This is a genomic window from Streptomyces sp. NPDC001781, assembly GCF_053596035.1.
This window is the reverse complement of record NZ_JBSFFI010000005.1, coordinates 75,338-100,109: the sequence shown is the minus strand read 5'-3', so window position 1 is coordinate 100,109 and position 24,772 is coordinate 75,338. Positions and strand designations below refer to the sequence as shown.

Genomic DNA, 24,772 nt, shown 5'->3' with positions numbered 1-24,772 from the left:
GAACTGACCAGTCAGTTCAAAAGTGGTAGCGGGGAGAGGCGGGGGCTTGTGCACGGCGTGGACGTCACGGCCGGGGGGTTCGGGCTCAAGGGTCCGCGGGGGTGGGCCTTCAGGGGCATCGGCTTCGAGGCAGGACCGGGTTCGCTGATCGCTGTGGAGGGACCGTCCGGCTCCGGCCGTACGTGCCTGCTGCTGGCGCTCACGGGGCGGATGAAGCCAAGCGAGGGCGAAGCGGCCGTGGGCGGCCTGGCGCTCCCCCGGCGGATGGGGGCGGTGCGCCGGCTCAGCGCGGTGGCCAACGTCGCCGGGGTGACCGACCTGGAGCCCGCGCTGACCGTGGGCGAGCACCTGCGTGAACGGGCCCTGCTGCAGCGCCGGTTCGGCGACTCGCTGCGGGAGGCGCTGCACCCCCGCCCGCAGCGCGCCCACGAGGCCCGGCTGCGCGCGGACGCGGCCCTGGCCGCCGCCGGACTCGACATGGACGCGCTTCCGAAGGGCTCGCGCACGGCCGTACGGGATCTGGAACGGCTGGAGGAGCTGCGGCTGTCGGTGGCGCTGGCGCTGATCGGCAGGCCCCGGCTGCTGGCGGTGGACGACGTGGAGCTGAGGCTCTCGGAGAGCGAACGCGCCGAGGTGTGGGAGCTGTTGCGCTCCCTGGCCGACGCGGGGACGACCGTACTGGCCGTGTGCCGCAACGCCCCTGAGGGCTGCGTCGGTGTCTCCACGGTGCCTGCCGGGGCCGACCCCGTGAGGGACGCCGGCGGCACCGAGGGAACCAAGGGAACCGGCCCCGCCGAGGACGCGCCCCGAGAGGAGGCCCCCGATGCGCTCACCGAAGCTGGCCGCGCTTGAGCTGCGCCGGTTCGGCCGGGGCCGGCTGCCCCGCGCCGCGCTGGTCGCGCTGCTGGTGCTGCCCCTGCTCTACGGCGCCCTGTACCTGTGGTCGTTCTGGAACCCGTACGGCCGCCTGGACCGCGTCCCCGTCGCCCTCGTCGACGAGGACCAGGGCGCGACAGTTGACGGGAAGAGGATCCACGCCGGTGCCGACATCGTCGAGGGCCTGCGCGAGCGGCGCACCTTCGAGTGGCACGAGGTCGACGCCGCCGAGGCCCGCCGGGGTACGGAGGACGGCACCTACTACCTCTCACTGACCCTCCCGGCCGACTTCAGCCGCCGTATCGCCTCCAGTTCGGGTGACTCCCCCGAGACCGGCGCGCTCCAGGTGCGCACCAACGACGCGAACAACTACATCGTCGGCCAGATCTCGCGGACCGTGTTCGCCGAGGTCCGCTCGGCAGCGTCCACCAAGACCTCCCGGACCTTCCTGGACCGGATCTTCATCGACTTCTCCACCCTGCACGACAGGACCGAGACCGCCGCCGAGGGCGCCGACAAGCTGAGGAACGGCCTGGACAAGGCGGAGAAGGGCGCCCGGAAGCTGGCGGACGGGCTCAAGGATGCCGACAGCGGCAGCGGCAGGCTCGCCAAGGGCCTCACCCGGCTCGACAAGGGCGCGGGCGACCTGGAGGACGGCTCCCGGCAGGTCGCGGCCGGCACCCGGACTCTGGCGGCCGAGGTCGACGGGGCGTACGCGAAGGCCGGCCCCTTCCTCCAGAGGAACGGGAGGACGATCGGCGCCACCGCCCGCCTGGTCTCCGACTCGGCCCGCGCCGTGCAGGACAACCTCGACACCCTGGTCCGGCTCGCCCCCGGTGCCGCGAAGACGGCCCACGCCTCCGCCGCCGCGCTGGACCAGGTGCACAGGACCCGTTGCGAGACACCGCCCGTGCCCGACCCGGCCTGCCCGGACCTGGCGAAGGCCCAGAAGGCGGCGGACGACGTGGCGGCCGTGGCGGACGACCTGAACAGGGTCGTCGCCGCGCAGGGCGGTGATCTGACGACCATGCGGAAGAACCTGACCGCTCTGCGCGCGCAGGCCGACGCACTCGCCGAGCGCGCCCCGCACCTGCACCGGGACGTCGCCGACGCGGTCGCCCGGATCGACAAGCTGAATTCGGGCGCGAACGCCGTCGCCGCCGGGGCGAGGAAGCTGCACACCGGTCTCGGCGCCGCCCGGTCCGGCGCGGACGACCTCCACCGGGGCGTCGGCACCGCCGAGTCGGGCGCCAAGGCCCTGGACAGCGGCCTGTACAAGCTGGTGGGGGGCTCCGAGCGGCTGGCGGACGGCCTGCACGAGGGCGCCGGGAAGATCCCCGACTACGACGAGCACACCCGCGACAAGCGCACCGGCGTGATGGCCGACCCGGTCCGGCTCTCCTCCGCCGACCTGCACCACGCGCCCAACTACGGCACCGGCTTCGCCCCGTACTTCATCCCGCTGTCGCTGTGGGTCGGCGCGATGGTCGCCTACATGCTGATCCCGCCGCTCAACCGGCGGGCCCTGGCGGCCGGCGCCCCGTCCTGGCGGATCGCGCTGGCGGGCTGGCTGCCGGTGCTGGCGGTGGGCGTGCTCCAGACGGCGGCGCTGCTGTCCGTACTGCACTTCGGCATCGGTCTGGAGATGGCCCGGGCGGCCGGGACGACCCTGTTCCTGTTCCTGGTCACGGCGTGCTTCACGGCGATCGTGCAGTGGCTCAACGCCCGCTTCGGCGCGGCCGGCCGCATCCTGGTGCTCGCGCTGCTGATGCTCCAGCTCACGTCGGCGGGCGGCACCTACCCGGTGCAGACCAGTCCGGGCTTCTTCAACGCCGTCCACCCGCTCCTTCCGATGAGTTACGTGGTCTCCGCGCTCCGCAGGCTGATCACCGGCGGCGGGCTCGGCCCGGTGTGGCAGGCGTGCGTGGTGCTGACGGCGTTCACCGCCGGCGTTCTGGCGCTGACCGCGCTCACCGCCCGGCGCCGCCAGGTGTGGACGCTCCAGCGGCTGCACCCGGAGCTGAGCCTGTGAGCGTGGGAGCGGCGGAGTGGGCCCGGCGGCCCGGCGCACCTGTGAGAATCGGGTCCATGGAAAGCACCAGTGTCCGGCCCGCCGGCGGCACGCGCCGTGAGGCCACCCGGCAGAAGCTCTACGAGGCGGCCGTCACCCTCATCGCCGAGCAGGGGTTCTCCGCGACCACGGTGGACGAGATCGCCGAGCGCGCCGGGGTGGCGAAGGGCACCGTCTACTACAACTTCGCCAGCAAGTCGGTGCTCTTCGAGGAGCTGCTGCGGCACGGCGTCGGCCTGCTCACCGCCTCGCTGCGGGAGGCCGCCGAGCGCACCGCCCGCGAGGGCGGCGGCGGGGTGGACGCGCTGGACGCGATGGTCCGGGCGGGCCTGGTCTTCATCGACCGCTACCCGGCCTTCACCCAGCTCTACGTGGCCGAGCTGTGGCGCACCAACCGGGCCTGGCAGTCGACCCTTTCGGTGGTGCGCCAGCAGGCCGTGGCCGTGGTCGAGGAGGTGCTGCGCGAGGGCGTGGCGGCCGGCGAGTTCAGCGAGGAGATCGACGTACCGCTGACCGCGGCCGCGCTGGTCGGGATGGTGCTGGTGGCAGCGCTGGACTGGAAGGCGTTCCAGGCGGAGCGGTCGCTGGACGACGTGCACCGCGCGCTGTCCCGGCTGCTGCAGGGGCGGGTCAGCGGGGGCTGACCAGGGCCCCGGGCACACTGCCCCGGGATGGCGCGAAGGGCGCCGGACCGCTTCGTGCCGGTCCGGCGCCCTCGCTCTCCCCCGTGCGGTTCCCACCGCGGTCCCCGTGGCCGACGGCCACGGCCCCGTGTCCCGCTTCCACCGACGGATCGGCGGACGGAACGGCCGGCGGGCGGGCCCGTTCCGCCGCCCCGTGTCGGCGGTGCCGGGCCGCGCCCCCTGGCCGTGTCCCCACTCTGCCGTCCGGCCGGTTCCCTGCCCATCCGCGCGGCTACTCATCCGTACGTCTAGGTACGGGTACTCAGACCCCCGCGTTCGGGCCCGGAGGAACTCTGTCCGCGGTGGTCGGTAAAGTCGCGGTCATGGCACGGATTGCGGTGATCGGCGCCGGGATGGGCGCGCTGGCGGCGGCCGCCCGGCTGGCCGTCGCGGGCCACCGGGTGACGGTGTACGAGCGGACGGACACGTACGGCGGGGCGGTGCGCCGCTTCGAGCGGGACGGGTTCGCCTTCGACACCGGACCCGGTCTGCTGCCGCTGCCCGCGGTCTGGCGGGACCTGTTCCTGAAGACCGGCAAGGAGCCGCTGGAGGACCTGGTCGAGCTGGTCCAGGTCGACCCCTCCTCCCGCCACCTCTTCGCCGACGGCACCGAGGTCGCCGTGCCCAACGCCTCGCGCGCCGGTGTCGTCTCCGCGCTGGACGAGGCGCTGGGCGCCGGAGTGGGGCAGCGCTGGGGCGACTTCCTGGTGCGGGCCCGCGAGGCGTGGGACCGCACCCGGCGCCCTCTGCTGGAGGAGCCGCTGTGGCCCAACTGGCAGGTGCTGGCCGAGCGCGAGCCCTACCCGGCCGTCCCGCACAAGCGGCTGCTGCGCACCCGCCGGGCCACCACCCTCGCCGAGGTCGCCGACCGGGAACTGCGCGACGACCGCCTCACGGCCCTGCTGACCGGCCACGCCCTCGCCCACGGCCTCGAACCGCGCACCACCCCGGCGAGCGCGGCCGTCCTGCCCTACCTGGAGCACGCCTTCGGCACCTGGTACGTACGCGGCGGCATCCGCGAGCTGGCCCGCGCGGTGTACGAGCGCTGTGTGCGGCTCCGGGTGGAGTTCGTGTTCGGCGCCGAGGTCACCGGGATCACGGTGAAGGACGGCCGTGCGGCGGGCGTCGAGCTGTCCGACGGCACGGTGGCCGGCGCCGACCACGTGGTGGCCGACGTGGACCCGGCGCTGCTGGGCCGCCTGACGGACCGCCCACTGGACGGCTCCGGCGATGTGCGCCCCGGTGGGCGCGGCGCCGCCCGGCTCACCCTGCTGCTGGCGCTGAGGGGCGCCCGCGAGGCGGGGGCCGCGCACCGTACGGTCGTGCACGCCCCGGACGCGGAGACCGAACTGGACTTCCTGGCGAACCCGGGCTGCGATCCCTTCCCCGTCCCCACGGTCACCGTGCTGCGCCCCGACGACCCGGCGCTGCGTCCGGACGCCGGCCACGAGTCGGCGGTGGTGTGGGCGACCCTGCCCGCCGGCCTGGAAGCGGACGCGGGCCACGCGGAGGTCCTGCTCGACGCGGCCGCCAAGGCGGTCCCGGCCCTGCGCGACCGCCTGCTCTGGCACGAGATCCGCACGCCGGACCACAACTCCGCCGAGACCGGTGCCCGTCACGGCGCGGTCCCGGCCCCCTCACTGGCGGCGGGCGACGGCGGTTTCCTGCACCCCGCCAACTCCACGCGTCTGCCCGGTCTGTACCGGGTGGGCGGCTGGTCCCATCCCGGCGGCGGGCTGCCGCACGCGGGGATGTCGGGGGCGATGGTGGCCGGACTCGTCGTGGAGGGGCCGGAGTTCCGCGGCTCGACGTGAGCGGCGCTCAGTAGCGGTACTGCTCGTCGTAGCCGGTGTTCTGCTGCTGGGTCTGGCCCTGGTAGGGGTACTGCTGCTCCGGCGGGAGTTCGCCGTGCTGGTTCTCGTCGGTGCGCTGCTGCGGCACCCACACACCGCCCGCCGGGGTCTCGCCCTGGCCGCCGTAGGCGTCCTGGCCGTAGTCCTGCGGGGCGTAACCCTGCTGCGCGTAGCCGGAGTTGTCGTAGCCGTTCGCGTAGCCGTGACCGTACGGGTCGGTGTAGCCGGGGTACGTCTGCTGGGCGCCGGTGTCGTAGCCGCTGTGGGCGTAGCCCTGCTGGTCGTAGCCCGAGTAGTCGTAGGCGTACGCCTGGCCGGTCTGCTCGGGCTGGGGCCGGGCCGGGGTGCCGTCGCCGTAGACGCCGTAGCTGCCGGTGTCGTCGGGCATGGGCTGGGGCTCGTAGACCGCGGTGGTCTCGGCGGCGGTCTGGTCCGGCCGGGCCGGGGTGAACACGTCGTCGCGGTCGTAGGCGTCGTCGTGGTCGTAGCCGTCGGTGCCGTAGGCGGCGGGCTCCGGGCCGGGGTGGTCCTGGGCGAAGTCGGCGGACTCGTCCGGGCCGGGTGCGCCGAGGACCGGGTCCTGGTGCTCGGCGCGGTTGCGGCGACGCCGGGTGACCGGGCCCGCCTCCTCGTCGTCGGGGCGCTTGACGGCCCAGCCCGCCGCGAAGCCCTTGCGGAACGACAGCGTGACGTAGGTCTGCCCGACGGCGAACGCGATCGCACCCAGGGCGATCACGACGACCGACGGCATCAGCACGCCGACCACCACACCGAGGAACCCGGTGAAGGCGAGCAGCCGCCAGCGCAGCCGCGCCTTGTACTGCAGCAGCACTTCGCCCAGCAACCACAGCGCGACGACGCCGAACGCGATGTAGAGGACCGTCCAGCCCATGTACGCCCCTCTCCCAGTGACCGTTACGCAGTGTGTCTCATCGCGGTGCGGCCGGTCTAGGCCCGCGGGGGGTGGTGCAGGCCCAGGTTCTCGTAGATTTCCAGCGTCGCCGTGGAGTTGTTCAGCGTGATGAAGTGCAGTCCGGGCACTCCTTCGTCGAGCAGCCGGGCACAGAACTCCGTGGCGAAGTCGATCCCCAGGGAGCGTACCGCCGCCGGGTCGTCCTTCGCCGAGAGGATGCGCTCTTTCAGTTCGGGCGGGAACAGCGCGTTGCTCAGCTTCGGCAGCCGTTCCAGCATCTTCACGCTGGTGACCGGAAGGATCTCCGGAATGACGGGGGTTTCGCAACCCGCGGCGGCGACCCGGTCGCGCAGCCGGAGGTAGGACTCGGGCTGGAAGAACATCTGCGTGACGGCGTAGTCGGCGCCCGCGCGGCACTTGTCCACGAAGTGGGCGACGTCGGTGTCCCAGTCGTCGGAGCGGGGGTGCATCTCCGGGAAGGCGGCGACGCCTACGCAGAAGTCCCCCGACTCCTTGATGAGGCGCACCAGTTCGGCCGCGTAGGTCAGCCCCTCGGGGTGCGCGACCCAGTCGCCCATAGGGTCGCCGGGCGGGTCGCCGCGCACGGCGAGCATGTTGCGGATCCCGGCGTCCGCGTACTGGCCGATGATGTTGCGGAGTTCGGCCACGGAGTGGTCGACGGCGGTGAGGTGGGCGACCGGGGTGAGCGTCGTGTCGACGACGATCTGCTGGGTCTCCTTGACCGTGGTGGCACGGGTGGTGCCGCCCGCGCCGTAGGTGACGGAGACGAAGTCGGGCGCGACGGCCTCGACCCTGCGCAGCGCGTTCCACAGGTTGCGCTCGCCCTGCGGGGTCTTCGGCGCGTAGAACTCGAAGGAGTACGCCGTCCTGCCGGTGGCGAGGATGTCCCGGACGGTCCGGGCGCGATCAGTCCTGGTGGATGCGGTTCCGAGGGCCATACCCGCAGGTTAGCCACGGGCGGCCGGTGGCCCAACCGGGCAGCGGCGATTTGGCCGAATTGCCGGGTCTTCGTCCATCCCTTGGGACGGTCGGCGCTCAGATCTCCCGCAGCCGCCCGGCGAACTCGGCCGCCGCGGCGCCCGGATCGTCCGCGGCCGTGATCGCGCGGACCACGACCACCCGGCGGGCGCCCGCGTCGAGTACCTCGTCCAGGTTGGTCCGGTCGATGCCGCCGATGGCGAACCAGGGGCGCTCGGTCCCCAGGCCCGCGGTGTACCGGACCAGGCCGAGGCCGGGGGCGTGGCGGCCGGGCTTGGTGGGGGTGGGCCAGCAGGGGCCGGTGCAGAAGTAGTCCACGCCGTCCTGCACGGCGGCCGCGGCGGCCTCCGCCTCGGAGTGGGTGGAGCGGCCGGTCAGGACCCGGTCGCCGAGGATCGCGCGGGCCGCGGGCACCGGCAGGTCGCCCTGGCCGAGGTGGAGCACGTCGGCCCCGGCGGCGTGGGCCACGTCGGCCCGGTCGTTGACCGCGAGCAGCTTGCCGTGCCGGGCGCAGGCGTCGGCGAACACCTCCAGGTGGGCCAGCTCCTCGGCGGCCTCCATGCCCTTGTCGCGCAGCTGGACGACGTCGACACCACCGGCCAGGACCGCGTCCAGGAACTCGGCGAGGTCGCCCTGCTCCCTGCGGGCGTCCGTGCAGAGGTAGAGCCGGGCGTCGGCGAGGCGGGCGCGGGCGGTGTCGGGCATGCGGTGGGTCCCCCGGTGTTCGGTGTGCGGGTCGTGCTGCGGGCGGGCGGCACCCGCCGAGGGCGGCACCCGGCGGGCGCCGCCCTCGGCGGGGTCGGGGCGCGGTGGGTCAGACGGCCAGCGCCTGGGCCCGGCGCTTCACCTCCGTGCCGCGGTTCTCACTGAGGGCCTGCGCGGGGGTGCCGGGCAGGGAGGGGTCCGGGGTGAAGAGCCACTCGATCATCTCTTCGACCGTGAAACCGTTGTCCCGCAGGAGCGTCAGGGTGCCGGTGAGGCCCTTGACGACCTTGTCCTCGTCGATGAACGCGGCGGGGACGTGCAGCGCGCGGTTCTCGCCGCGGCGTACGGCGATGAGCTGGCCCTCCTTGACCAGCTGCCGTACACGCGTCACCTCGACGTCGAGCTTTTCGGCGATGTCGGGGAGGGTGAGCCAGGCGGGGACAAGAGCGTCGGTCTTGGTGTCAATCTCGGTCACGACGTCTAGCCTGCCATCCCCCACCGACAGCCGGTAGTCGGGCCACTCCGCGCGCGGGCGCACGGCCTATCCCGCGACGGCCTGCTTCAGCGGGAGCGCGGGGTCCCTCAGGGCGTCGGCGTCCATCTGCCGGCCCGCCTCGATCAGCCGTCGGCCCTGCGCCAGGTCGCGGGGGCGGCCCACCGCCAGCAGGGCCACCAGGCGGCCTCCGCGCAGCCAGCACACGGTCCAGGCGGGATCGGCCGGGTCGCCGCGCCACACGGTGCGGTCGGCGGCCGCGTGGTGGCCCGCGTACTGCACGAACCGCCCGAACTGCTCGGACCAGAAGTACGGCACCGGGTCGTAGGGCGCCGCCTCCTCGCCCAGGATGTCGGCGGCGACCCTGCGGGGGCCCTGGAGGGCGTTGTCCCAGTGGTGGACGAGGAGCCGCTCGGCGTAGCGGGCCGAGGGGAAGGAGGTGCAGTCGCCGACCGCGTACACGTCCTCGGCCGAGGTGCGCAGCCGGTCGTCGGCCAGTACGTCGCCGTGGGGGCCGAGGGCGATGCCGGAACCGGCCAGCCAGCCGGTGGCGGGGTGGGCGCCGACGCCGACCACGACGGCGCCGGCGGGCAGGCGGGTGCCGTCGTCCAGGACGACCGCGCCGGGCTCGACGGCCGCCACCCGGGCGCCGGTGCGCAGGGTGACGCCGGCGTCGGCGTACCAGGTGGTCATCGGGGCGGCGACGTCGGCGGGCAGGGCGCCCGCCAGTGGGCGGTCGGCGGCCTCGACGACGGTCACCGCGCAGCCCGCCTCCCGGGCGGCGGTGGCGAACTCGGCGCCGATCCAGCCCGCGCCGACGACCACCACGTCGTGCTGTGCGGCCAGTACCGGGCGCAGCCGCTCGGCGTCGTCCAGGGTGCGCAGCAGGTGTACGCCGGGCGCCTGGTCCGTGCCGGGCAGCCGGACGGGTTCGGCGCCGGTGGCGAGGACCAGCACGTCGTACGGGACGGGTCCGGCGGCGGTGTCCAGTTCGTGGTCGGCGGGGCGGACGCCGAGTGCCTCGCAGCCGAGCCGGAGGTCGATGCCGAGCGAGTCGAAGTCCACGTCGAAGGCGGAGCCGTCGGCGGTGCCCAGCAGGACGGCCTTGGACAGCGGGGGCCGGTCGTACGGCTGGTGCGGCTCGGCGCCGATCAGGGTGACGGGACCGGCGCAGCCCTGTTCGCGCAGGGCGACGGCGGTCTGCACCCCGGCCATGCCCGCCCCGACGACGACCACGCGCCGCTCCTGTGACTGGACCGCCGAAGATCTCTGCTCGTTCACGTCGCCACCTTAGGGGCTGTCGTCCGGCTCACCGTCGGTCAGTGCGCGGCGGCACCGACCTCTTCCACCACGCTGGTGCCCGCGCCCGGCCCGGATTCCCACTCCCACTCCTCCTCCAGCCGGATTCGGCCGTCGGGCAGTACGACCACGGTGGAGACGCAGTGCCCGGAGGCGGTGGTGCCGTCCTGCCGGAGCTGCACGTAGCGGAAGTCGAGCCGGTCCCCGGCGCGGGTGCCCACGAGGTGGCCGCGCGCGATGTCGCCGCCCGCGTACTCGGCCCAGATCCGCCCGTCGTGCTCGTGGTAGGCGAACCGGGTGCCGGTGCCCACCTGGCCGGGCGCCTGGTCGGCCACGGGGGCGAGGGTGAGTCCGTCGAGCGAGCGGGGCATGGGCGAGGCTCCCTTACGGGTGAGCTGGGCGGGCGGCTAGGCTGGCCAACCGTAACTGCACTCGCGGGAGCCCGGACGCACCGGGCTGAGAGGGAGGCTGGCGGCCTCCGACCGTACGAACCTGATCCGGGTCATGCCGGCGAAGGGAGGGGCGAGACGCCCATGCCGTCACGTACGTCCGAACGATCCGGTGCCCCGGACGTCCTCGTCGTCGGAGGCGGGATCATCGGCCTGGTCACCGCCTGGCGCGCGGCCGGGCGGGGGCTGAGCGCCGCCGTCGTGGACCCCGGTCCAGGCGGCGGGGCCGCGCGGGTCGCGGCCGGCATGCTGGCCGCGGTCACGGAGCTGCACCACGGCGAGGAGGGGCTACTCGCCCTCAACCTGGCCTCCGCCCGCCGCTATCCCGCGTTCGCCGCCGAGCTGTCCGAGGCGACCGGCCACGACCTCGGCTACCGCCGCTCGGGCACGCTGGCCGTCGCCTTCGACACCGACGACCGCGCCCAGCTCCGCGAGGTGCACGACCTCCAGCTCCGCTGCGGGCTGGACTCGCAGTGGCTGTCCGGGCGGGAGTGCCGGCGGCTGGAACCGATGCTGGCGCCCGGTGTGCGCGGCGGGCTGCGGGCCGACGGCGACCACCGGATAGACCCCCGGCGGCTGGCGGCCGCGCTGCTGACCGCCTGCGAGCGGGCCGGGGTGGCCTTCCACCGCACCCGGGCCGCGCGGCTCGACACCGCCGGGGACCGGGCCACCGGGATCACCGCGGCGGACGGCACCTCCCTGGCCGCCGGTCAGGTGGTGCTGGCGGGCGGCTGCCTCAGCGGGCGGCTGGAGGGGGTGCCCGAGGCGTTCGTACCGCCGGTGCGCCCGGTGAAGGGGCAGGTGCTGCGGCTGACCGTGCCGCCCCGGTACCGTCCTTTCCTCAGCCGTACCGTGCGGGCCGTGGTGCGCGGCGGCCCGGTGTACCTGGTCCCGCGCGAGAACGGCGAGCTGGTGGTCGGCGCGACCAGTGAGGAGCTGGGATACGACACCACGGTCACCGCGGGCGGGGTGTACGAGCTGCTGCGGGACGCCCACGAGCTGGTGCCCGGCATCACCGAGCTGCCGCTCACCGAGACCCTGGCGGGGCTGCGCCCCGGTTCCCCCGACAACGCCCCGCTGCTCGGCCCGTCCGGCCTGGACGGCCTGCTGCTGGCCACCGGGCACTTCCGCAACGGCGTGCTGCTCACGCCCGTCACCGGGGACGTCATGGCCGACGTGCTGTGCGGCGCGGGCCTGCCCGAGGTGGCCCGCCCGTTCTCGCCGCGCCGCTTCGCCGCCCCCTCCCGCACTCTGGAGACCTCCGCATGAACATCTCCGTCAACGGCGAGCACCGCGAGGTGGCGCCCGGCACCGCCCTGGACGCCGTCGTACGCGGCCTCACCCCGGCGTCCTCGGGGGTGGCCGCCGCCGTCAACGAGACCGTGGTCCCACGCACCCGGTGGGCCGAGACCGGCCTCGCCGAGGGCGACCGGGTCGAGGTCCTCACCGCCGTGCAGGGAGGCTGACCGTGACCGACGATCCGCTGGTCCTCGGTGACCTGTCCCTGGACTCCCGGCTGATCATGGGCACCGGCGGCGCCCCCAGCCTGGACGTGCTGGAGCGCTCGCTGATCGCGTCCGGCACCGGGCTGACCACGGTGGCGATGCGCCGGGTCGACCCGGGCGCGCACGGCTCCGTGCTCTCGGTGCTGGAGAGGCTCGGCATCCGCGTGCTGCCCAACACCGCGGGCTGCTTCACCGCCGGGGAGGCGGTGCTGACCGCCCGGCTGGCCCGCGAGGCGCTCGGCACCGGCCTGGTGAAGCTGGAGGTGGTGGCCGACGAGCGCACCCTGCTGCCGGACCCGGTGGAGACGCTGGAGGCGGCCGAGACGCTGGTCGACGACGGCTTCACCGTGCTGCCGTACACCAACGACGACCCGGTGCTCGCCCGCAGGCTCCAGGACGTGGGGTGCGCGGCCGTGATGCCGCTGGGCTCCCCGATCGGCTCCGGGCTCGGCATCCGCAACCCGCACAACTTCGAGCTGATCACGGAGCAGTCCCACGTGCCGGTGATCCTGGACGCCGGGGCCGGTACGGCCTCCGACGTGGCGCTGGCGATGGAGCTGGGGTGCGCCGGTGTGATGCTCGCCTCGGCCGTCACCCGCGCCCAGGACCCCGAGACGATGGCCTCCGCCATGCGGCACGCCGTGCGCGCCGGATACCTGGCGCACCGGGCGGGACGCATCCCCCGCCGCCGTTTCGCGCGGGCGTCCTCGCCCGGCGGGGGGCGGGCCGACCTCGACCCCGAGCGGCCGGCGTTCACCTCGCCGAACGGTCACAGCTCTGCTGCAGCCGCTCACCCGGACGGCTCAGCGGGAGCCACCGCAGCGCACCCCTCGTAGACTCGCCCGCGTGGATACGACCCTCTCCGACCCCCTCCTCGGCCAGGTGCTCGACGGCCGCTATCGCGTCGAGGCGCGGATCGCCGTCGGCGGGATGGCGACCGTGTACCGGGCCCTGGACATCCGGCTGGACCGGGTCCTGGCGCTCAAGGTGATGCATCCGGCGCTGGCCGCCGACGGCGCCTTCGTGGACCGGTTCATCCGCGAGGCCAAGTCGGTGGCACGGCTGTCCCACCCCAACGTGGTGCAGGTCTTCGACCAGGGCACCGACGGGGGTTACGTCTACCTGGCGATGGAGTACGTCGCCGGGTGCACCCTGCGCGACGTGCTGCGCGAGCGGGGTGCGCTGCGGCCGAGGGCGGCGCTGGACATCGTGGAGCCGGTGCTCGCCGCGCTGGGCGCGGCGCACCGGGCCGGGTTCGTGCACCGGGACATGAAGCCGGAGAACGTGCTGATCGGGGACGACGGCCGGGTCAAGGTCGCCGACTTCGGTCTGGTGCGCTCGGTGGACACGGTCACCAGCACCACCGGCGCGGTTCTCGGCACCGTCTCCTACCTGGCCCCGGAGCAGATCGAGCAGGGCGCCGCCGACCCGCGCGTGGACGTGTACGCCTCGGGTGTCGTGCTCTACGAGATGCTGACCGGCGCCAAGCCGCACTCCGGCGACTCCCCCGCCCAGGTCATCTACAAGCACCTGAACGACGACGTGCCCCCGCCCTCGGCGCTGGCGCCGGGTCTGGCCCCCGAGCTGGACGGGCTGGTGGCGGCGGCCACCTCCCGCGTCCCGGCGCTGCGCCCGGCGGACGCGGCCGCGCTGCTGGGCGAGGTGCTGAGGGTGCGCGGCGCGCTCACCGAGGAGCAGCTCGACGCGCTGCCCCCGCAGGCCCGCTCCGGCGTCCACGACAACGCGGGCGACCGGACGAGCGTGCTGCCGCGCGCCATGACGGTCCGGCCGCTCCCGGTCGACGGGGACGACGAGGCGGTCCGCGACGTCACCAGCGTGCTGCACACCTCCGACATCGAGCCGCCGACCGCCCGGCGCGGCGCGGGACGCTCGCGGCGGCCCCGGCGCGGGCTGCTGACCCTGCTGGCGGCCGTGCTGGTGGTCCTCGGCGTAGGCGGCGGTGTCTGGTACATCAACTCGGGCCAGTTCACCAAGGTGCCGCCGGTGCTGTCGCGCACCCAGGAACAGGCCGAGCAGCGGCTGCGGGCGGCCGGTCTGGAGGTGGGCGGCGTGAAGCGCGCCTACAGCGACACGGTGGACCGGGGCACGGTCATCAGCACCGACCCGTCGGCCGGCTCGCGTGTCCGGGGCCACGGTCCGGTGGGGCTCACGGTCTCGCTGGGCCCGCGTACCGTCGCGGTGCCCAGGGTGGCGGGACAGTCGCTGCAGCGGGCGCGGGAGCGGCTGAAGGCGGCCGGGCTGGAGCCCGGCATGGTCACCCGCGAGTTCAGCGACGAGGCCGGCCGGGGCTCGGTGATCCGTACGACGCCGGAGGCGGGCACCGAGCGGCACGCCGGTTCGGCGATCGCGCTGGTCGTGAGCAAGGGCGCCCCCGTCGACATCCCGGACGTCGGCGGGGAGGACGCGGAGAGCGCGCGGCAGGACCTGACCGACGCCGGGCTGAAGGTGCGGATCGCCGCCGAGCGCGTCAACTCCGACTACGACAGGGGCCAGGTCGCCGCCCAGTCGCCGGAGCCGGGTGCTCAGGGCGCCGAGGGCGACACGGTGACGCTGACGCTGTCCAAGGGCCCGGAGATGGTGAGGGTGCCGGACGTGACCGGGTCGAACGTGGACGACGCCCACCGGAAGCTGGAGGCGGCCGGGTTCGAGGTGCGCGAGGACCGCGGGCTGCTGGGGCTGTTCGGCGACACCGTGAAGAAGCAGTCGGTGGCGGGCGGCGACGAGGCGCCCAAGGGCTCGGAGATCACGATCACCATCCGGTGACCGGTCTCACCGCGGCCGCCGGTCCGGGCGGACGGGACGGCGTGACACCCTGAACGGGTGACAGTCCAGCCGTCCCCCGCAGCTCCCCTCACCGTCCCCGGTGCCCTCCGCAACCCCGTCGGCTCGCATGTGCCGGTGGCCGGCGGGCTGCACTCCACGGGGCTCGGGTACGCCCGTGAGCTGGGGGCGGAGACCGTGCAGGTCTTCGTCGCCAACCCGCGCGGCTGGGCCACCCCGGCCGGCGACCCGGCCCAGGACGAGGCGTTCCGGGCGGCCTGCGCGGCGGAGTCGGTACCGGCGTACGTGCACGCGCCCTATCTGATCAACTTCGGCTCGCACACCGAGGCGACGGTGGAGCGCTCGGTGGAGTCGCTGCGGCACTCGCTGCGGCGCGGGCGGGACATCGGGGCGCTCGGCGTGGTGGTGCACACCGGCAGCGCGACCGGCGGGCGTCCTCGCGAGGTGGCCCTGAAGCAGGTGCGCGAGCGTCTGCTGCCGCTGCTGGAGGAGCTGACCCACGACGACGACCCGTTCCTGCTGCTGGAGTCGACGGCCGGGCAGGGTTCCTCGCTGTGCTCGCGGACCTGGGACTTCGGCCCGTACTTCGAGGCGCTGGACGCCCACCCGAGGCTCGGCGTCTGCCTGGACACCTGCCACGTCTACGCCGCCGGGCACGACCTGACCGGTCCGGACGGCATGCGGCAGACCCTCGATCTGCTGGTGGAGACCGTGGGCGAGGGACGGCTGAAGCTGATCCACGCCAACGACTCCAAGGACGTGGCCGGCGCGCACAAGGACCGCCACGAGAACATCGGCTCCGGGCACATCGGCGAGGAGCCGTTCCGCGCCCTGATGGCGCACCCGGCCACGGCGGGCGTCCCGCTGGTCATCGAGACCCCCGGCGGCAAGGAGGGCCACGCGGCGGACGTGGCCCGGCTCAAGCGCCTCCGGGACGGCCGGGACCTGGCTCAGAGCTCCGGACCGTCGCCCGGCTCCTCCTGGTAGGAGTAGCGCTGTTCCTTCCAGGGGTCGCCCACGTTGTGGTATCCGCGCTGTTCCCAGAAGCCCCGGCGGTCGGCGGTCATGTACTCCACGCCCCGGACCCACTTCGGGCCCTTCCAGGCGTACAGGTGCGGGACGACCAGGCGGGCCGGGAAGCCGTGCTCGGCGGTGAGGAGTTCGCCGTCCTTGTGGATGGCGAAGATGGCCCGGTCGTCGGCGAAGTCGGCCAGCCGGAGGTTGGCGCTGAAGCCGTACTCCGCCCAGACCATCACGTGGGTGACCTCCGGCGCCGGCGGGACCAGGTCGAGGATCGCGCGGGCGGGCACCCCGCCCCACTCGGCGCCGAGCATGCTGAACTTCGTCACGCAGTGCAGGTCCGCCACGACGGTGGCGTACGGCAGGGCGGTGAACTCCTCGTGGGTCCAGGACCGCTTGTCGCCGTCGGCGGTGGCGCCGAAGACCCGGAAGTCCCAGCGCTCGGGGCGGAACTTGGGCACGGGCCCGTAGTGCGTGACCGGCCAGCCGCGCTGGTGCCGCTGCCCCGGCGGAAGATCTGCCGCTGCCCCCGTCCCAGACGCGCGTTCCACCGGATGCCCCATGCCTCCATCCTGACAGACCCGGCGGGGTGTACCGGACCAGTGCAGGAACATTTCGGGCATAAACCACTAAGTGTGCGCTTACTGGACGGCTCGGGGCGCCGGTGGAATCATGCGGCAGAATCTGCCAGGAATGTCCGGAAGGAGCCCACTGCGATGTCAGGCGACCCCGAGGTCATCGAGCTGCTCAACGAACAGCTCACCGCCGAGCTGACCGCGATCAACCAGTACTTCCTGCACGCCAAGCTCCAGGACCACAAGGGGTGGACCAAGCTCGCCCGGTACACCAGGGCCGAGTCCTTCGACGAGATGCGGCACGCGGAGACCCTGACCGACCGCATCCTGATGCTGGACGGCCTGCCCAACTACCAGCGGCTGTTCCACGTCTCGGTCGGCCAGACGGTGACGGAGATGTTCCGGGCGGACCGGCAGATCGAGGTCGAGGCCATCGACCGGCTGCGCCGGGGCGTGGAGATCATGCGCGCGAAGGGCGACATCACCTCGGCCAACGTCTTCGAGGCGATCCTCGCCGACGAGGAACTGCACATCGACTACCTCGACACCCAGCTCGACCTGATCGAGAAGCTGGGCGAGCCGCTCTACCTGTCCACGGTGATCGAGCAGGTCCAGCCGGACGCGGGCTGAACCCAAGGGCCGGGCGGGGTCAGGCGGCGTCACCGAGGCGGCGTACGGGCGCCTCGGCGGTGGCGGTGACGAGCACCGGCGGGCGCTCGGCGATCTGCTCGCGGCGCGGGCACGCGCCCCGGCCGAGAAGGGCCTGGATGCGACGGACACAGCCGCCGCAGTCGGTGCCGGCCTTGCAGGCGGAGGCGATCTGGCGCGGGGTGCAGGCGCCGTTCTCGGCGTGCCGCTTGACCTGCTGCTCGGTGACGCCGAAGCAACTGCAGACGAACACCAGGTCCACCTCCCGACGAAACCGCCGTGTAGCGCCGTCGCCGGATCTCGGTGAGGCAAACCTAACCTAACCCAGTGAGCGGGGGCCGGGGAAGGGGAAGGGCGCGGATCGCGTGTGATCCGCGCCCTACTTCACGCTCCGCGGCGAGGCGACCTCACTGGTCCCGGTACATCTCCGCGACCAGGAAGGCGAGGTCCAGCGACTGGCTGCGGTTCAGCCGGGGGTCGCAGGCCGTCTCGTAGCGCTGGTGGAGGTCGTCGACGAAGATCTCGTCGCCGCCGCCCACGCACTCGGTGACGTCGTCACCGGTCAGCTCCACGTGGATGCCGCCTGGGTGGGTGCCCAGGCCCTTGTGGACCTCGAAGAAGCCCTTGACCTCGTCCAGCACGTCGTCGAAGCGGCGGGTCTTGTGCCCGGAGGCCGCCTCGAAGGTGTTGCCGTGCATCGGGTCGGTCACCCAGGCCACCGTGGCGCCGGACGCCGTGACCTTCTCCACCAGCTCGGGCAGCCGGTCGCGGATCTTGTCGGCGCCCATGCGGACGATGAACGTCAGCCGGCCCGGCTCGCGGTCGGGGTCGAGGCGGTCGATGTAGCGCAGCGCGTCCTCGGCCGTGGTGGTCGGGCCCAGCTTGATGCCGATCGGGTTGCGGATCTTGGACGCGAACTCGATGTGCGCGCCGTCCATCTGCCGGGTGCGCTCGCCGATCCACACCATGTGCCCGGAGACGTCGTACAGCTTGCCGGTGCGGGAGTCGACGCGGGTCAGCGCGGACTCGTAGTCCAGCAGCAGCGCCTCGTGCGAGGAGTAGAACTCGACGGTCTTGAACTCCTCCGGCTCCGCGCCGCAGGCCCGCATGAAGTTCAGCGCCTGGTCGATCTCGCGGGCGAGCTGCTCGTAGCGCTGGCCGGAGGGCGAGGACCTCACGAAGTCCTGGTTCCAGGCGTGCACCTGGCGCAGGTCGGCGTAGCCGCCGGTGGTGAAGGCGCGGACCAGGTTCAGCGTGGAGGCGGAGGCGTGGTACATCCGCTTCAGCCGCTCGGGGTCCGGGTAGCGGCTCTTCTCGGTGAAGTCGAAGCCGTTGACGGAGTCGCCCCGGTACACCGGCAGGGTCACGCCGTCGCGGGTCTCGGTGGGCTTGGAGCGCGGCTTGGAGTACTGGCCCGCGATCCGCCCGACCTTGACCACCGGGACGGACGCGGCGTACGTCAGCACGGCGCCCATCTGGAGGATCGTCTTGACCTTGGCCCGGATGTGCTCGGCACTCACCGCGTCGAAGGACTCGGCGCAGTCGCCGCCCTGGAGCAGGAACGCCTCACCCTTGGCGACGGCGGCGAGCCGGGCGCGCAACTGGTCGCACTCGCCCGCGAAGACGAGGGGCGGATAGGTCGACAGCTCCGCGATCACTTCGCGCAGAGCCTCGGTATCCGGGTATTCGGGCTGCTGCGCCGCGGGCAGGTCTCGCCAGGTCGCCTCGGCGGCCACGGCTCGGGAATCAGCGTTCACGGTCACCCTCCCCACATTACGGGGTCGCAACCGGTGGTCCCCGCCTCGCTCGAAGGGTGAGACGGGGTGACTGCTCCGTGGACGCCCCTGCCTCCGCCGGGACGGACCGGTGCGGTAGGGTCGGCGCCATGTTCGCGCAGCAGATCCAGAACTGGTGGTGGACCGCTCTTTCGGCGGCCCACTGATTCGCGCGCAGCACCGAGACCTACGCGAAGGCCGCCCGGGGGGCGGCCTTCGGTGTTTTCCGGGGTCCGCTCCACGAACGGCGTCCGTCGTCCCCGCTTTTGGACCGCCCGACGCACAAGGACCCCCATGAACCTGCCCGACCTGGCCCGTCTCGCCGACGGCGACCGTCCCTTCGCCCTGCTGCACCGCCGCACCCCAGGCCGCGACACCTCCCGCGTGGAGGTGCTGCTCGGCCCGGTCACCTCCCACGACGCGCTGGCCGACCTGCCCGACGAGGGCCTGGCGCTGATCCCGTTCCGGCAGATCCGCGAGCGCGGCTTCGACGTCCGCGACGACGGCACCCCGCTGCTGGTGCTGCACCCCGAGGAGTCGTACGAGGTCCCCCTCGCGTGGGCGCTGGACACCCTGCCCACCCACCCGGTGCGGGTCGAGGACGGCGGGTTCGACGTGCCCGACGAGGAGTACGGGGAGATCGTCGGCCGGGTGCTGCGCGAGGAGATCGGGCGGGGCGAGGGCGCCAACTTCGTGATCCGGCGGACCTACCGGGGCGAGATCCCCGGGTTCTCGCGGGCCGACGCGCTCGCGCTGTTCCGCAGGCTGCTGACGGGCGAGCGGGGCGCGTACTGGACGTTCGTGGTGCACACCGGGAAAGGGCCCGAAGGGCCTTCCCCGGAAGGGCGGGGGCGGGCGACGGGTGGGCGCACGCTGGTCGGGGCGAGTCCCGAGGTCCATGTGCGGATGTCCGGCGGCACGGTGGTGATGAACCCGATCAGCGGGACGTACCGCTATCCCGCCGGGGGGCCGACCCCGGAGCACCTGCTGGACTTCCTCGCCGACGCCAAGGAGACCGAGGAGCTGTCCATGGTGGTCGACGAGGAACTGAAGATGATGTGCACCGTCGGCGACCGGGGCGGCGTCGTGGTCGGCCCCCGGCTGAAGGAGATGGCCCATCTCGCGCACACCGAGTACGAGCTGCGCGGGAAGACCTCGCTGGACGTCCGGGACGTGCTGCGCGAGACCATGTTCGCCGCGACCGTCACCGGCTCGCCCGTGCAGAACGCCTGCCGCGTCATCGAGCGGTACGAGCCCACCGGGCGCGGCTACTACGCGGGCGCGCTCGCCCTGCTCGGCCGGGACGCCGGGGGCGCCCGCACCCTGGACTCCCCCATCCTGATCCGCACCGCCGACATTGCCGCCGACGGCCGGCTGAGCGTGCCGGTCGGCGCGACCCTGGTGCGCGGCTCGGACCCGGCCGGCGAGGTGGCCGAGACCCACGCCAAGGCGGCGGGCGTCCTGGCCGCGCTCGGGGTGCGCCCGGCCCGGCCGCGCACGGAGCGGGAGCGGCCCCGGCTGGCGGAGGACCCGCGGGTGCGGGCCGCGCTGGACGGGCGCCGCTCGGCGCTGGCGCCGTTCTGGCTGCGGATGCGGGAACCGGCCGCGCCGCTGGGCGCCCACGCCCTGGTGGTCGACGGTGAGGACACCTTCACCGCGATGCTGGCGCACGTGCTGCGCTCGGGCGGCCTGGAGGTGACCGTACGGCGCTTCGACGAGCCGGGGCTGACGGAGGCGGTGCGGGCGCACGAGGGCCCGGTGGTCCTCGGGCCGGGCCCCGGTGACCCCTCGGACGCGGGCGACGCGAGGATGCGGCGGCTGCGCGGGCTGACCGCGACCGTGCTGCGCGAGCACCGGCACGGGGTGCTCGGGGTGTGCCTGGGGCACGAGCTGATCGCGGCGGAGCTCGGGCTCGACATCGTCCGCAAGCGGGTGCCGTACCAGGGGGCGCAGACGGTGATCGACCTGTTCGGGCGGGCGGAGACGGTCGGCTTCTACAACAGCTTCACCGCCCGCTGCGACGACGAGGCCGCGCGGGAACTCGCCGCGCACGGCGTGCAGGTGAGCCGTACCCCGGACGGCGAGGTGCACGCGCTGCGCTCGGGGCGGTTCGCGTCGGTGCAGTTCCACCCGGAGTCGGTGCTGACCGTCAACGGCGCCGGTCTGGTGCGGGAGCTGGTCTCCGGGCTGCTGACGGCGCGCACCGGATCGTAGCGGGGGGTCAGCCGAAGAACACCCCGGCCTCCGCGTACAGCTCCGGGTCGACCGTCTTCAGCCGGGCGGTCGCCTCGGAGATCGGGATGCGCACGATGCGGGTGCCCCGCAGGGCGACCATCTTGCCGAAGTCGCCGTCGCGGACGCAGTCGACGGCGTGCAGACCGAAGCGGGTGGCGAGCCAGCGGTCGAAGGCGCTCGGGGTGCCGCCGCGCTGGACGTGCCCGAGCACGGTGGTGCGGGCCTCCTTGCCGGTGCGCCGCTCGATCTGCTTGGCCAGCCACTCCCCCACCCCGGACAGCCGGACGTGGCCGAAGGAGTCGTGCGACTCGTCCTTGAGCACCATCTCGCCGTCCCTCGGCATCGCCCCCTCGGCGACGACCACGATCGGGGCGTAGGCCGCCTCGAAGCGGGAGGTGATCCAGCCGCACACCTCGTCCAGGTCGAAGCGGTGCTCGGGGATGAGGATGACGTTGGCGCCGCCGGCGAGCCCGGAGTGCAGCGCGATCCAGCCCGCGTGCCGGCCCATCACCTCGCAGACCAGCACCCGCATGTGGGACTCGGCGGTGGTGTGCAGCCGGTCGATGGCCTCGGTGGCGATGTTCACGGCGGTGTCGAAGCCGAAGGTGTAGTCGGTGCCGGACAGGTCGTTGTCGATGGTCTTGGGCACACCGACGCAGGGCACGCCGTGCTTCTCGTACAGGGTCGCGGCGACGCCGAGGGTGTCCTCGCCGCCGATGGCGACCAGCGCGTCGACGCCCTGTTCGGCGAGGGTCTCCCGGACGCGGCGCACCCCGTCCTCGGCCTTGAGGGGGTTGGTGCGCGAGGAGCCGAGGATGGTGCCGCCGCGCGGGAGGATGCCGCGCACGGCGGGGATGTCGAGCGGGACGGTCCGGCCTTCGAGAGGGCCGCGCCAGCCGTCCCGGAAGCCGGTGAAGTCGTAGCCGTACTCCTGGACGCCCTTGCGGACCATGGCCCGGATGACGGCGTTGAGGCCCGGGCAGTCGCCGCCTCCGGTCAGCACTCCGACGCGCATGGTCCGTCCCTTTCGCCGCGATGACCGACTCAGTCACGCTAATGGTGATACCCGTCACCCAACGAGGTGGAAAGGGCGAAACCGGTGAATCAGTCGTCGTCCAGGCCGCGCTCGATCGCGTACCGCACCAGTTCCACCCGGTTGTGGAGCTGGAGCTTGCCCAGGGTGTTCTGGACGTGGTTCTGGACCGTGCGGTGCGAGATGACCAGGCGTTCCGCGATCTGCTTGTAGCTCAGGCCCTTGGCGACCAGGCGCAGCACCTCGGTCTCCCGCTCGGTGAGCCGCGGCGCGCCCGGCGCTCCGGCCTCGGGGGCCGGCGCGGGCTCGGCGGCCAGCCTCCGGTACTCGCCGAGGACCAGTCCGGCGAGGCCGGGGGTGAACACCGGATCGCCGACGGCGGTACGGCGGACCGCGTCCAGCAGTTCACCGGTGGACGCCGACTTCAGCAGATAGCCGGTGGCGCCCGACTTCACGGCCTCCAGCACGTCGGCGTGCTCGCCGCTGGCGGAGAGCACCAGGACGCGCAGGGCCGGGTCGTGGGCGATGAGTTCCTTGCAGACCTGCACACCGGGCTTGGCGGGCAGGTTGAGGTCGAGCACCAGCACGTCCGGGGCGGCGGCCATGGCGCGGCGCACCGCCTGCTCGCCGTCGCCCGCCGTGGCGACGACGTGCAGCCCGGACTCGGCCAGGTCGCGGGCGACCGCGTCGCGCCACATGGGGTGGTCGTCGACCACCATCACCTTGATCGGGTCCTGCTCGGTCATCGCCGTTCCGCCTTCCCCCGCGCCGTCCCGGCGCTCTTCGGTACCTTCAACTCGACCTCGGTGCCCTGGCCGGGCACGGAGATCACCTCGGCGCTGCCGCCGAGTTCGCGCAGCCGTCCCCGGATCGACTGGGCCACGCCGAGCCGGCCCTCTCCCTCGGCCAGCGCGAGCCGGCCCTTCGGTATGCCGGGGCCGTCGTCGCGGACGGTGACGACGATCTCGCCGGGCTCGTCCTCGACCAGGATCCAGGCACGGGCGTCCTCGCCCGCGTGCCGCCGCACGTTGTCCAGCGCCGCCCCGACGGCGGCCGCCACCTCCCGCGCCGCCGCCGCCTCCAGCGTGACCGGCGCCCCCGGTTCGGCGAGGCTCACGCGGGACCCGGCGTACGGGGCGAGCAGCGAGCGCAGGTCGAGCGGGCCGGTGCCGGCCGATGCCTGCCCGGCGGGCGTCGAGGCGGCGGGGAGCAGACCTTTGGAGACCAGGGTGCGCAGGGCGATCTCCTGTTCCCCGGCGAGCCGGCCCAGTTCGGCCGCCTCGCCGCCGATGACCGCGCCGCGCCGCTGCACCATGGCCAGGACCTGGAGCACGCCGTCGTGGATGTCGCGGGCCAGGCGCTCCCGCTCGCGGGTGGCGGCCTCGATCTCCAGGGCGCGGGCGAGGGTGCGCTCGGAGGCGCGGGCCACCTCGACCACGTAGCCGATGGCGATGGCCGCGACCCAGACCAGGATCACGTTGTGCACGGTGTCCCGCGCCGGGGCGCCCCGCTCGACCAGGTTGGCCGCGGCGACCGCCGTGGAGGCGCCGGCCGCCCAGCGCCAGCCGCCCTTGAGGGCGAAGGCCAGCACCGCGCCCGCCGTCCATATCGACGGCAGGGTGGAACCGCCGTCCGCGATCCGCTGCGGGTCGTCGGCGAGCGGGGTGAGCAGGATGCCGAGGACCGCCACGGCCAGGTCGGCCGCGAGGAACCGCCGGGTGCAGCGGGCCGCGCTGGTCACCCGGGTCACGGTGGCGAGGGTCCACAGGACCAGCAGCGCGTAGTAGGCGAGGGCCAGCCAGGGGCGCACGAAGTGGGTGCGGGCGGCGGCGCCCAGACCGATCGCGTACAGCATGGTCAGGACGCGGTAGCCGGTGAGCGCGCGCCACAGCGGCAGCTCGACCGACATCCGCATGACCCGTTCGCCCCTGGCCATGGCGCCCCCGCCTCCCCCGGGCCGGGTCGCTAGGCCCCGGTCCTCTCCGCCTTCGCCGCGTCCTTCCCGGCCTTGCCGGCTTCCTTCGCCGCCTTCGCCGCCTCCGCGATCTGCCGCTTGGCGGCGGTCGCGTAGATGTCGACGTACTCCTGGCCGGAGAGCTTCATGATCTCGTACATGACCTCGTCCGTCACCGCCCTCAGCACGAACCGGTCGTGTTCCATGCCCTGGTAGCGGCTGAAGTCCAGCGGCTTGCCGATCCGGATGCCGGGACGCATCAGCTTCGGCATCACCTTGCCGGGCGGCTGGATCTTCTCGGTGTCGATCATCGCGACCGGGATCACCGGCGCCCCGGTGGCCAGCGCCACGCGGGCCAGACCGCCGGGCTTGCCCCGGTAGAGGCGGCCGTCGGGCGAGCGGGTGCCCTCGGGATAGATGCCGAACAGCTCACCGCGTTCCAGCACCTCTATGCCGCTCTTGATCGCGGCCTCGCCCGCACCCCGCGCACCGGAGCGGTCGACGGGGAGCTGCCCGACGCCCTTGAAGAAGGCGGCCGTCAGCCGTCCCTTGACTCCGGGGGTGGTGAAGTACTCGGCCTTGGCGATGAAGGTGACCTTGCGGTCCAGCATCGTGGGCAGGAAGAACGAGTCCGAGAAGGACAGGTGGTTGCTCGCCAGAATGGCGGCCCCCTCGGCCGGGATGTTCTCCAGTCCCTCGACCCAGGGTCTGAAGGCGACCTTCAGCGGCCCTCCGATGGCAACCTTCATCGTGCCGTACAACACCCGCGTGCCTCCCGTTTCCGTCGCACAGACCTTAACCCGGACCGCCGCCGATGGCGCCGACGACCCTGGTCGGTGGCGACGCGGTCGCGTACGGTGAAGCACATCCGCCCGTACCGCACT

General features: G+C 73.6%; 24 protein-coding genes, 1 pseudogene and 1 riboswitch. Of the genes and pseudogenes, 12 read left to right on the top strand and 13 right to left on the bottom strand.

The window, feature by feature from the left end:
• Nucleotides 1-48: 48 nt before the first annotated feature.
• The 4 genes from ACWCV3_RS06445 to ACWCV3_RS06430 all read left to right on the top strand — a co-directional run bounded on the left by ACWCV3_RS06445 (nucleotide 49) and on the right by ACWCV3_RS06430 (nucleotide 5,444).
• A complete protein-coding gene (locus ACWCV3_RS06445; RefSeq protein ID WP_451219241.1) occupies nucleotides 49-852 on the top strand; it encodes an ATP-binding cassette domain-containing protein in 804 nt (267 codons plus the stop codon).
• Entirely contained in the window at nucleotides 824-2,908 is a 2,085-nt protein-coding gene (locus ACWCV3_RS06440; protein WP_451219238.1) for a YhgE/Pip family protein, read from the top strand. Before ACWCV3_RS06445 ends, ACWCV3_RS06440 begins: the two co-directional genes overlap by 29 nt.
• Nucleotides 2,909-2,964: 56 nt before the next feature.
• Nucleotides 2,965-3,591 (top strand): TetR/AcrR family transcriptional regulator, encoded by a 627-nt coding sequence (locus ACWCV3_RS06435; protein WP_451219235.1) that lies wholly within the window; start codon nucleotides 2,965-2,967, stop codon nucleotides 3,589-3,591.
• 362 nt (nucleotides 3,592-3,953) lie between these two features.
• On the top strand, nucleotides 3,954-5,444 hold the full coding sequence (locus ACWCV3_RS06430) for a phytoene desaturase family protein (RefSeq protein ID WP_451219232.1): 1,491 nt from the start codon (nucleotides 3,954-3,956) through the stop codon (nucleotides 5,442-5,444).
• A 7-nt stretch (nucleotides 5,445-5,451) separates the two neighbouring features.
• Here ACWCV3_RS06430 and ACWCV3_RS06425 read toward each other — a convergent pair whose 3' ends face one another.
• The 6 genes from ACWCV3_RS06425 to ACWCV3_RS06400 all read right to left on the bottom strand — a co-directional run bounded on the left by ACWCV3_RS06425 (nucleotide 5,452) and on the right by ACWCV3_RS06400 (nucleotide 10,263).
• Nucleotides 5,452-6,375, bottom strand: a complete 924-nt coding sequence (locus tag ACWCV3_RS06425) for an SCO2102 family sporulation regulator (RefSeq protein ID WP_451219229.1) — start codon at nucleotides 6,373-6,375, stop codon at nucleotides 5,452-5,454.
• A 56-nt stretch (nucleotides 6,376-6,431) separates the two neighbouring features.
• A complete protein-coding gene (gene metF, locus ACWCV3_RS06420) occupies nucleotides 6,432-7,355 on the bottom strand; it encodes a methylenetetrahydrofolate reductase [NAD(P)H] (RefSeq protein WP_451219226.1) in 924 nt (307 codons plus the stop codon).
• A gap of 97 nt (nucleotides 7,356-7,452) precedes the next feature.
• Nucleotides 7,453-8,100, bottom strand: coding sequence for a thiamine phosphate synthase (gene thiE, locus ACWCV3_RS06415; protein WP_451219223.1), 648 nt, complete (start codon nucleotides 8,098-8,100; stop codon nucleotides 7,453-7,455).
• Between the two features lie 109 nt (nucleotides 8,101-8,209).
• Entirely contained in the window at nucleotides 8,210-8,575 is a 366-nt protein-coding gene (locus tag ACWCV3_RS06410; protein WP_161201646.1) for an Rv2175c family DNA-binding protein, read from the bottom strand.
• Between the two features lie 66 nt (nucleotides 8,576-8,641).
• Entirely contained in the window at nucleotides 8,642-9,829 is a 1,188-nt protein-coding gene (locus ACWCV3_RS06405; RefSeq protein ID WP_451219668.1) for an NAD(P)/FAD-dependent oxidoreductase, read from the bottom strand.
• 83 nt (nucleotides 9,830-9,912) lie between these two features.
• Nucleotides 9,913-10,263 carry a hypothetical protein gene (locus ACWCV3_RS06400; RefSeq protein ID WP_451219219.1) on the bottom strand — a complete coding sequence of 117 codons (351 nt, stop codon included), beginning with the start codon at nucleotides 10,261-10,263 and terminating at the stop codon, nucleotides 9,913-9,915.
• A 53-nt stretch (nucleotides 10,264-10,316) separates the two neighbouring features.
• Nucleotides 10,317-10,429: riboswitch (TPP riboswitch) on the top strand.
• Here ACWCV3_RS06400 and thiO point away from each other — a divergent pair.
• The 5 genes and pseudogenes from thiO (at nucleotide 10,426) to ACWCV3_RS06375 (ending at nucleotide 15,635) form a co-directional block, all read left to right on the top strand.
• Nucleotides 10,426-11,610: a glycine oxidase ThiO gene (thiO, locus tag ACWCV3_RS06395; RefSeq protein ID WP_451219216.1), complete on the top strand. Its 1,185-nt coding sequence runs from the start codon at nucleotides 10,426-10,428 to the stop codon at nucleotides 11,608-11,610. Its footprint overlaps the riboswitch before it by 4 nt.
• Entirely contained in the window at nucleotides 11,607-11,807 is a 201-nt protein-coding gene (gene thiS / locus ACWCV3_RS06390; protein WP_451219214.1) for a sulfur carrier protein ThiS, read from the top strand. Before thiO ends, thiS begins: the two co-directional genes overlap by 4 nt.
• A gap of 2 nt (nucleotides 11,808-11,809) precedes the next feature.
• Nucleotides 11,810-12,601: pseudogene (locus tag ACWCV3_RS06385) on the top strand (thiazole synthase); the annotation flags it as partial.
• A 91-nt stretch (nucleotides 12,602-12,692) separates the two neighbouring features.
• The gene (gene pknB / locus ACWCV3_RS06380) at nucleotides 12,693-14,630 is read left to right on the top strand and encodes a Stk1 family PASTA domain-containing Ser/Thr kinase (RefSeq protein ID WP_451219211.1); all 1,938 of its coding nucleotides are present in this window, start codon (nucleotides 12,693-12,695) and stop codon (nucleotides 14,628-14,630) included.
• A 57-nt stretch (nucleotides 14,631-14,687) separates the two neighbouring features.
• Entirely contained in the window at nucleotides 14,688-15,635 is a 948-nt protein-coding gene (locus ACWCV3_RS06375) for a deoxyribonuclease IV (protein WP_451219208.1), read from the top strand.
• Here the strand turns inward: ACWCV3_RS06375 and ACWCV3_RS06370 are convergent.
• Entirely contained in the window at nucleotides 15,599-16,231 is a 633-nt protein-coding gene (locus tag ACWCV3_RS06370) for a sulfite oxidase-like oxidoreductase (protein WP_451219205.1), read from the bottom strand. The two genes, ACWCV3_RS06375 and ACWCV3_RS06370, sit on opposite strands and share 37 nt — an antisense overlap.
• A 153-nt stretch (nucleotides 16,232-16,384) precedes the next feature.
• Here ACWCV3_RS06370 and bfr point away from each other — a divergent pair, with 153 nt between their 5' ends.
• Nucleotides 16,385-16,873 (top strand): bacterioferritin, encoded by a 489-nt coding sequence (gene bfr, locus ACWCV3_RS06365; RefSeq protein WP_451219202.1) that lies wholly within the window; start codon nucleotides 16,385-16,387, stop codon nucleotides 16,871-16,873.
• A 19-nt stretch (nucleotides 16,874-16,892) separates the two neighbouring features.
• Here the strand turns inward: bfr and ACWCV3_RS06360 are convergent, their stop codons facing one another.
• Nucleotides 16,893-17,144, bottom strand: coding sequence for a (2Fe-2S)-binding protein (locus tag ACWCV3_RS06360; protein WP_451219200.1), 252 nt, complete (start codon nucleotides 17,142-17,144; stop codon nucleotides 16,893-16,895).
• 154 nt (nucleotides 17,145-17,298) lie between these two features.
• On the bottom strand, nucleotides 17,299-18,654 hold the full coding sequence (locus ACWCV3_RS06355) for a class II 3-deoxy-7-phosphoheptulonate synthase (RefSeq protein WP_451219197.1): 1,356 nt from the start codon (nucleotides 18,652-18,654) through the stop codon (nucleotides 17,299-17,301).
• 122 nt (nucleotides 18,655-18,776) lie between these two features.
• Here ACWCV3_RS06355 and ACWCV3_RS06350 point away from each other — a divergent pair, with 122 nt between their 5' ends.
• Both ACWCV3_RS06350 and ACWCV3_RS06345 read left to right on the top strand, forming a co-directional pair.
• Entirely contained in the window at nucleotides 18,777-18,833 is a 57-nt protein-coding gene (locus ACWCV3_RS06350; protein WP_401007001.1) for a trp operon leader peptide, read from the top strand.
• Between the two features lie 127 nt (nucleotides 18,834-18,960).
• Nucleotides 18,961-20,880, top strand: a complete 1,920-nt coding sequence (locus ACWCV3_RS06345; RefSeq protein ID WP_451219194.1) for an anthranilate synthase family protein — start codon at nucleotides 18,961-18,963, stop codon at nucleotides 20,878-20,880.
• A 7-nt stretch (nucleotides 20,881-20,887) separates the two neighbouring features.
• Here the strand turns inward: ACWCV3_RS06345 and ACWCV3_RS06340 are convergent, their stop codons facing one another.
• From ACWCV3_RS06340 to ACWCV3_RS06325, 4 genes are all read right to left on the bottom strand, one after another.
• Nucleotides 20,888-21,916 carry a 6-phosphofructokinase gene (locus tag ACWCV3_RS06340; RefSeq protein ID WP_451219191.1) on the bottom strand — a complete coding sequence of 343 codons (1,029 nt, stop codon included), beginning with the start codon at nucleotides 21,914-21,916 and terminating at the stop codon, nucleotides 20,888-20,890.
• 89 nt (nucleotides 21,917-22,005) lie between these two features.
• Nucleotides 22,006-22,680, bottom strand: coding sequence for a response regulator (locus ACWCV3_RS06335; RefSeq protein ID WP_451219188.1), 675 nt, complete (start codon nucleotides 22,678-22,680; stop codon nucleotides 22,006-22,008).
• Nucleotides 22,677-23,870: a MacS family sensor histidine kinase gene (gene macS, locus ACWCV3_RS06330; RefSeq protein ID WP_451219185.1), complete on the bottom strand. Its 1,194-nt coding sequence runs from the start codon at nucleotides 23,868-23,870 to the stop codon at nucleotides 22,677-22,679. Before macS ends, ACWCV3_RS06335 begins: the two co-directional genes overlap by 4 nt.
• A gap of 29 nt (nucleotides 23,871-23,899) precedes the next feature.
• The gene (locus tag ACWCV3_RS06325) at nucleotides 23,900-24,649 is read right to left on the bottom strand and encodes a lysophospholipid acyltransferase family protein (protein WP_451219664.1); all 750 of its coding nucleotides are present in this window, start codon (nucleotides 24,647-24,649) and stop codon (nucleotides 23,900-23,902) included.
• Nucleotides 24,650-24,772 lie beyond the last annotated feature (123 nt).

Excerpts from the sequence above, each read along its gene's own strand:
- ACWCV3_RS06370 (WP_451219205.1), bottom strand. The coding sequence starts at position 16,231 with ATGGGGCATCCGGTGGAACGCGCGTCTGGGACGGGGGCAGCGGCAGAT.
- ACWCV3_RS06340 (WP_451219191.1), bottom strand. The coding sequence starts at position 21,916 with ATGCGCGTCGGAGTGCTGACCGGAGGCGGCGACTGCCCGGGCCTCAAC.
- ACWCV3_RS06345 (WP_451219194.1), top strand. The coding sequence starts at position 18,961 with ATGAACCTGCCCGACCTGGCCCGTCTCGCCGACGGCGACCGTCCCTTC.
- thiE (WP_451219223.1), bottom strand. The coding sequence starts at position 8,100 with ATGCCCGACACCGCCCGCGCCCGCCTCGCCGACGCCCGGCTCTACCTC.
- ACWCV3_RS06435 (WP_451219235.1), top strand. The coding sequence starts at position 2,965 with ATGGAAAGCACCAGTGTCCGGCCCGCCGGCGGCACGCGCCGTGAGGCC.
- thiS (WP_451219214.1), top strand. The coding sequence starts at position 11,607 with ATGAACATCTCCGTCAACGGCGAGCACCGCGAGGTGGCGCCCGGCACC.
- macS (WP_451219185.1), bottom strand. The coding sequence starts at position 23,870 with ATGGCCAGGGGCGAACGGGTCATGCGGATGTCGGTCGAGCTGCCGCTG.
- ACWCV3_RS06440 (WP_451219238.1), top strand. The coding sequence starts at position 824 with ATGCGCTCACCGAAGCTGGCCGCGCTTGAGCTGCGCCGGTTCGGCCGG.
- ACWCV3_RS06430 (WP_451219232.1), top strand. The coding sequence starts at position 3,954 with ATGGCACGGATTGCGGTGATCGGCGCCGGGATGGGCGCGCTGGCGGCG.
- thiO (WP_451219216.1), top strand. The coding sequence starts at position 10,426 with ATGCCGTCACGTACGTCCGAACGATCCGGTGCCCCGGACGTCCTCGTC.
- bfr (WP_451219202.1), top strand. The coding sequence starts at position 16,385 with ATGTCAGGCGACCCCGAGGTCATCGAGCTGCTCAACGAACAGCTCACC.
- ACWCV3_RS06400 (WP_451219219.1), bottom strand. The coding sequence starts at position 10,263 with ATGCCCCGCTCGCTCGACGGACTCACCCTCGCCCCCGTGGCCGACCAG.
- metF (WP_451219226.1), bottom strand. The coding sequence starts at position 7,355 with ATGGCCCTCGGAACCGCATCCACCAGGACTGATCGCGCCCGGACCGTC.
- ACWCV3_RS06425 (WP_451219229.1), bottom strand. The coding sequence starts at position 6,375 with ATGGGCTGGACGGTCCTCTACATCGCGTTCGGCGTCGTCGCGCTGTGG.
- ACWCV3_RS06335 (WP_451219188.1), bottom strand. The coding sequence starts at position 22,680 with ATGACCGAGCAGGACCCGATCAAGGTGATGGTGGTCGACGACCACCCC.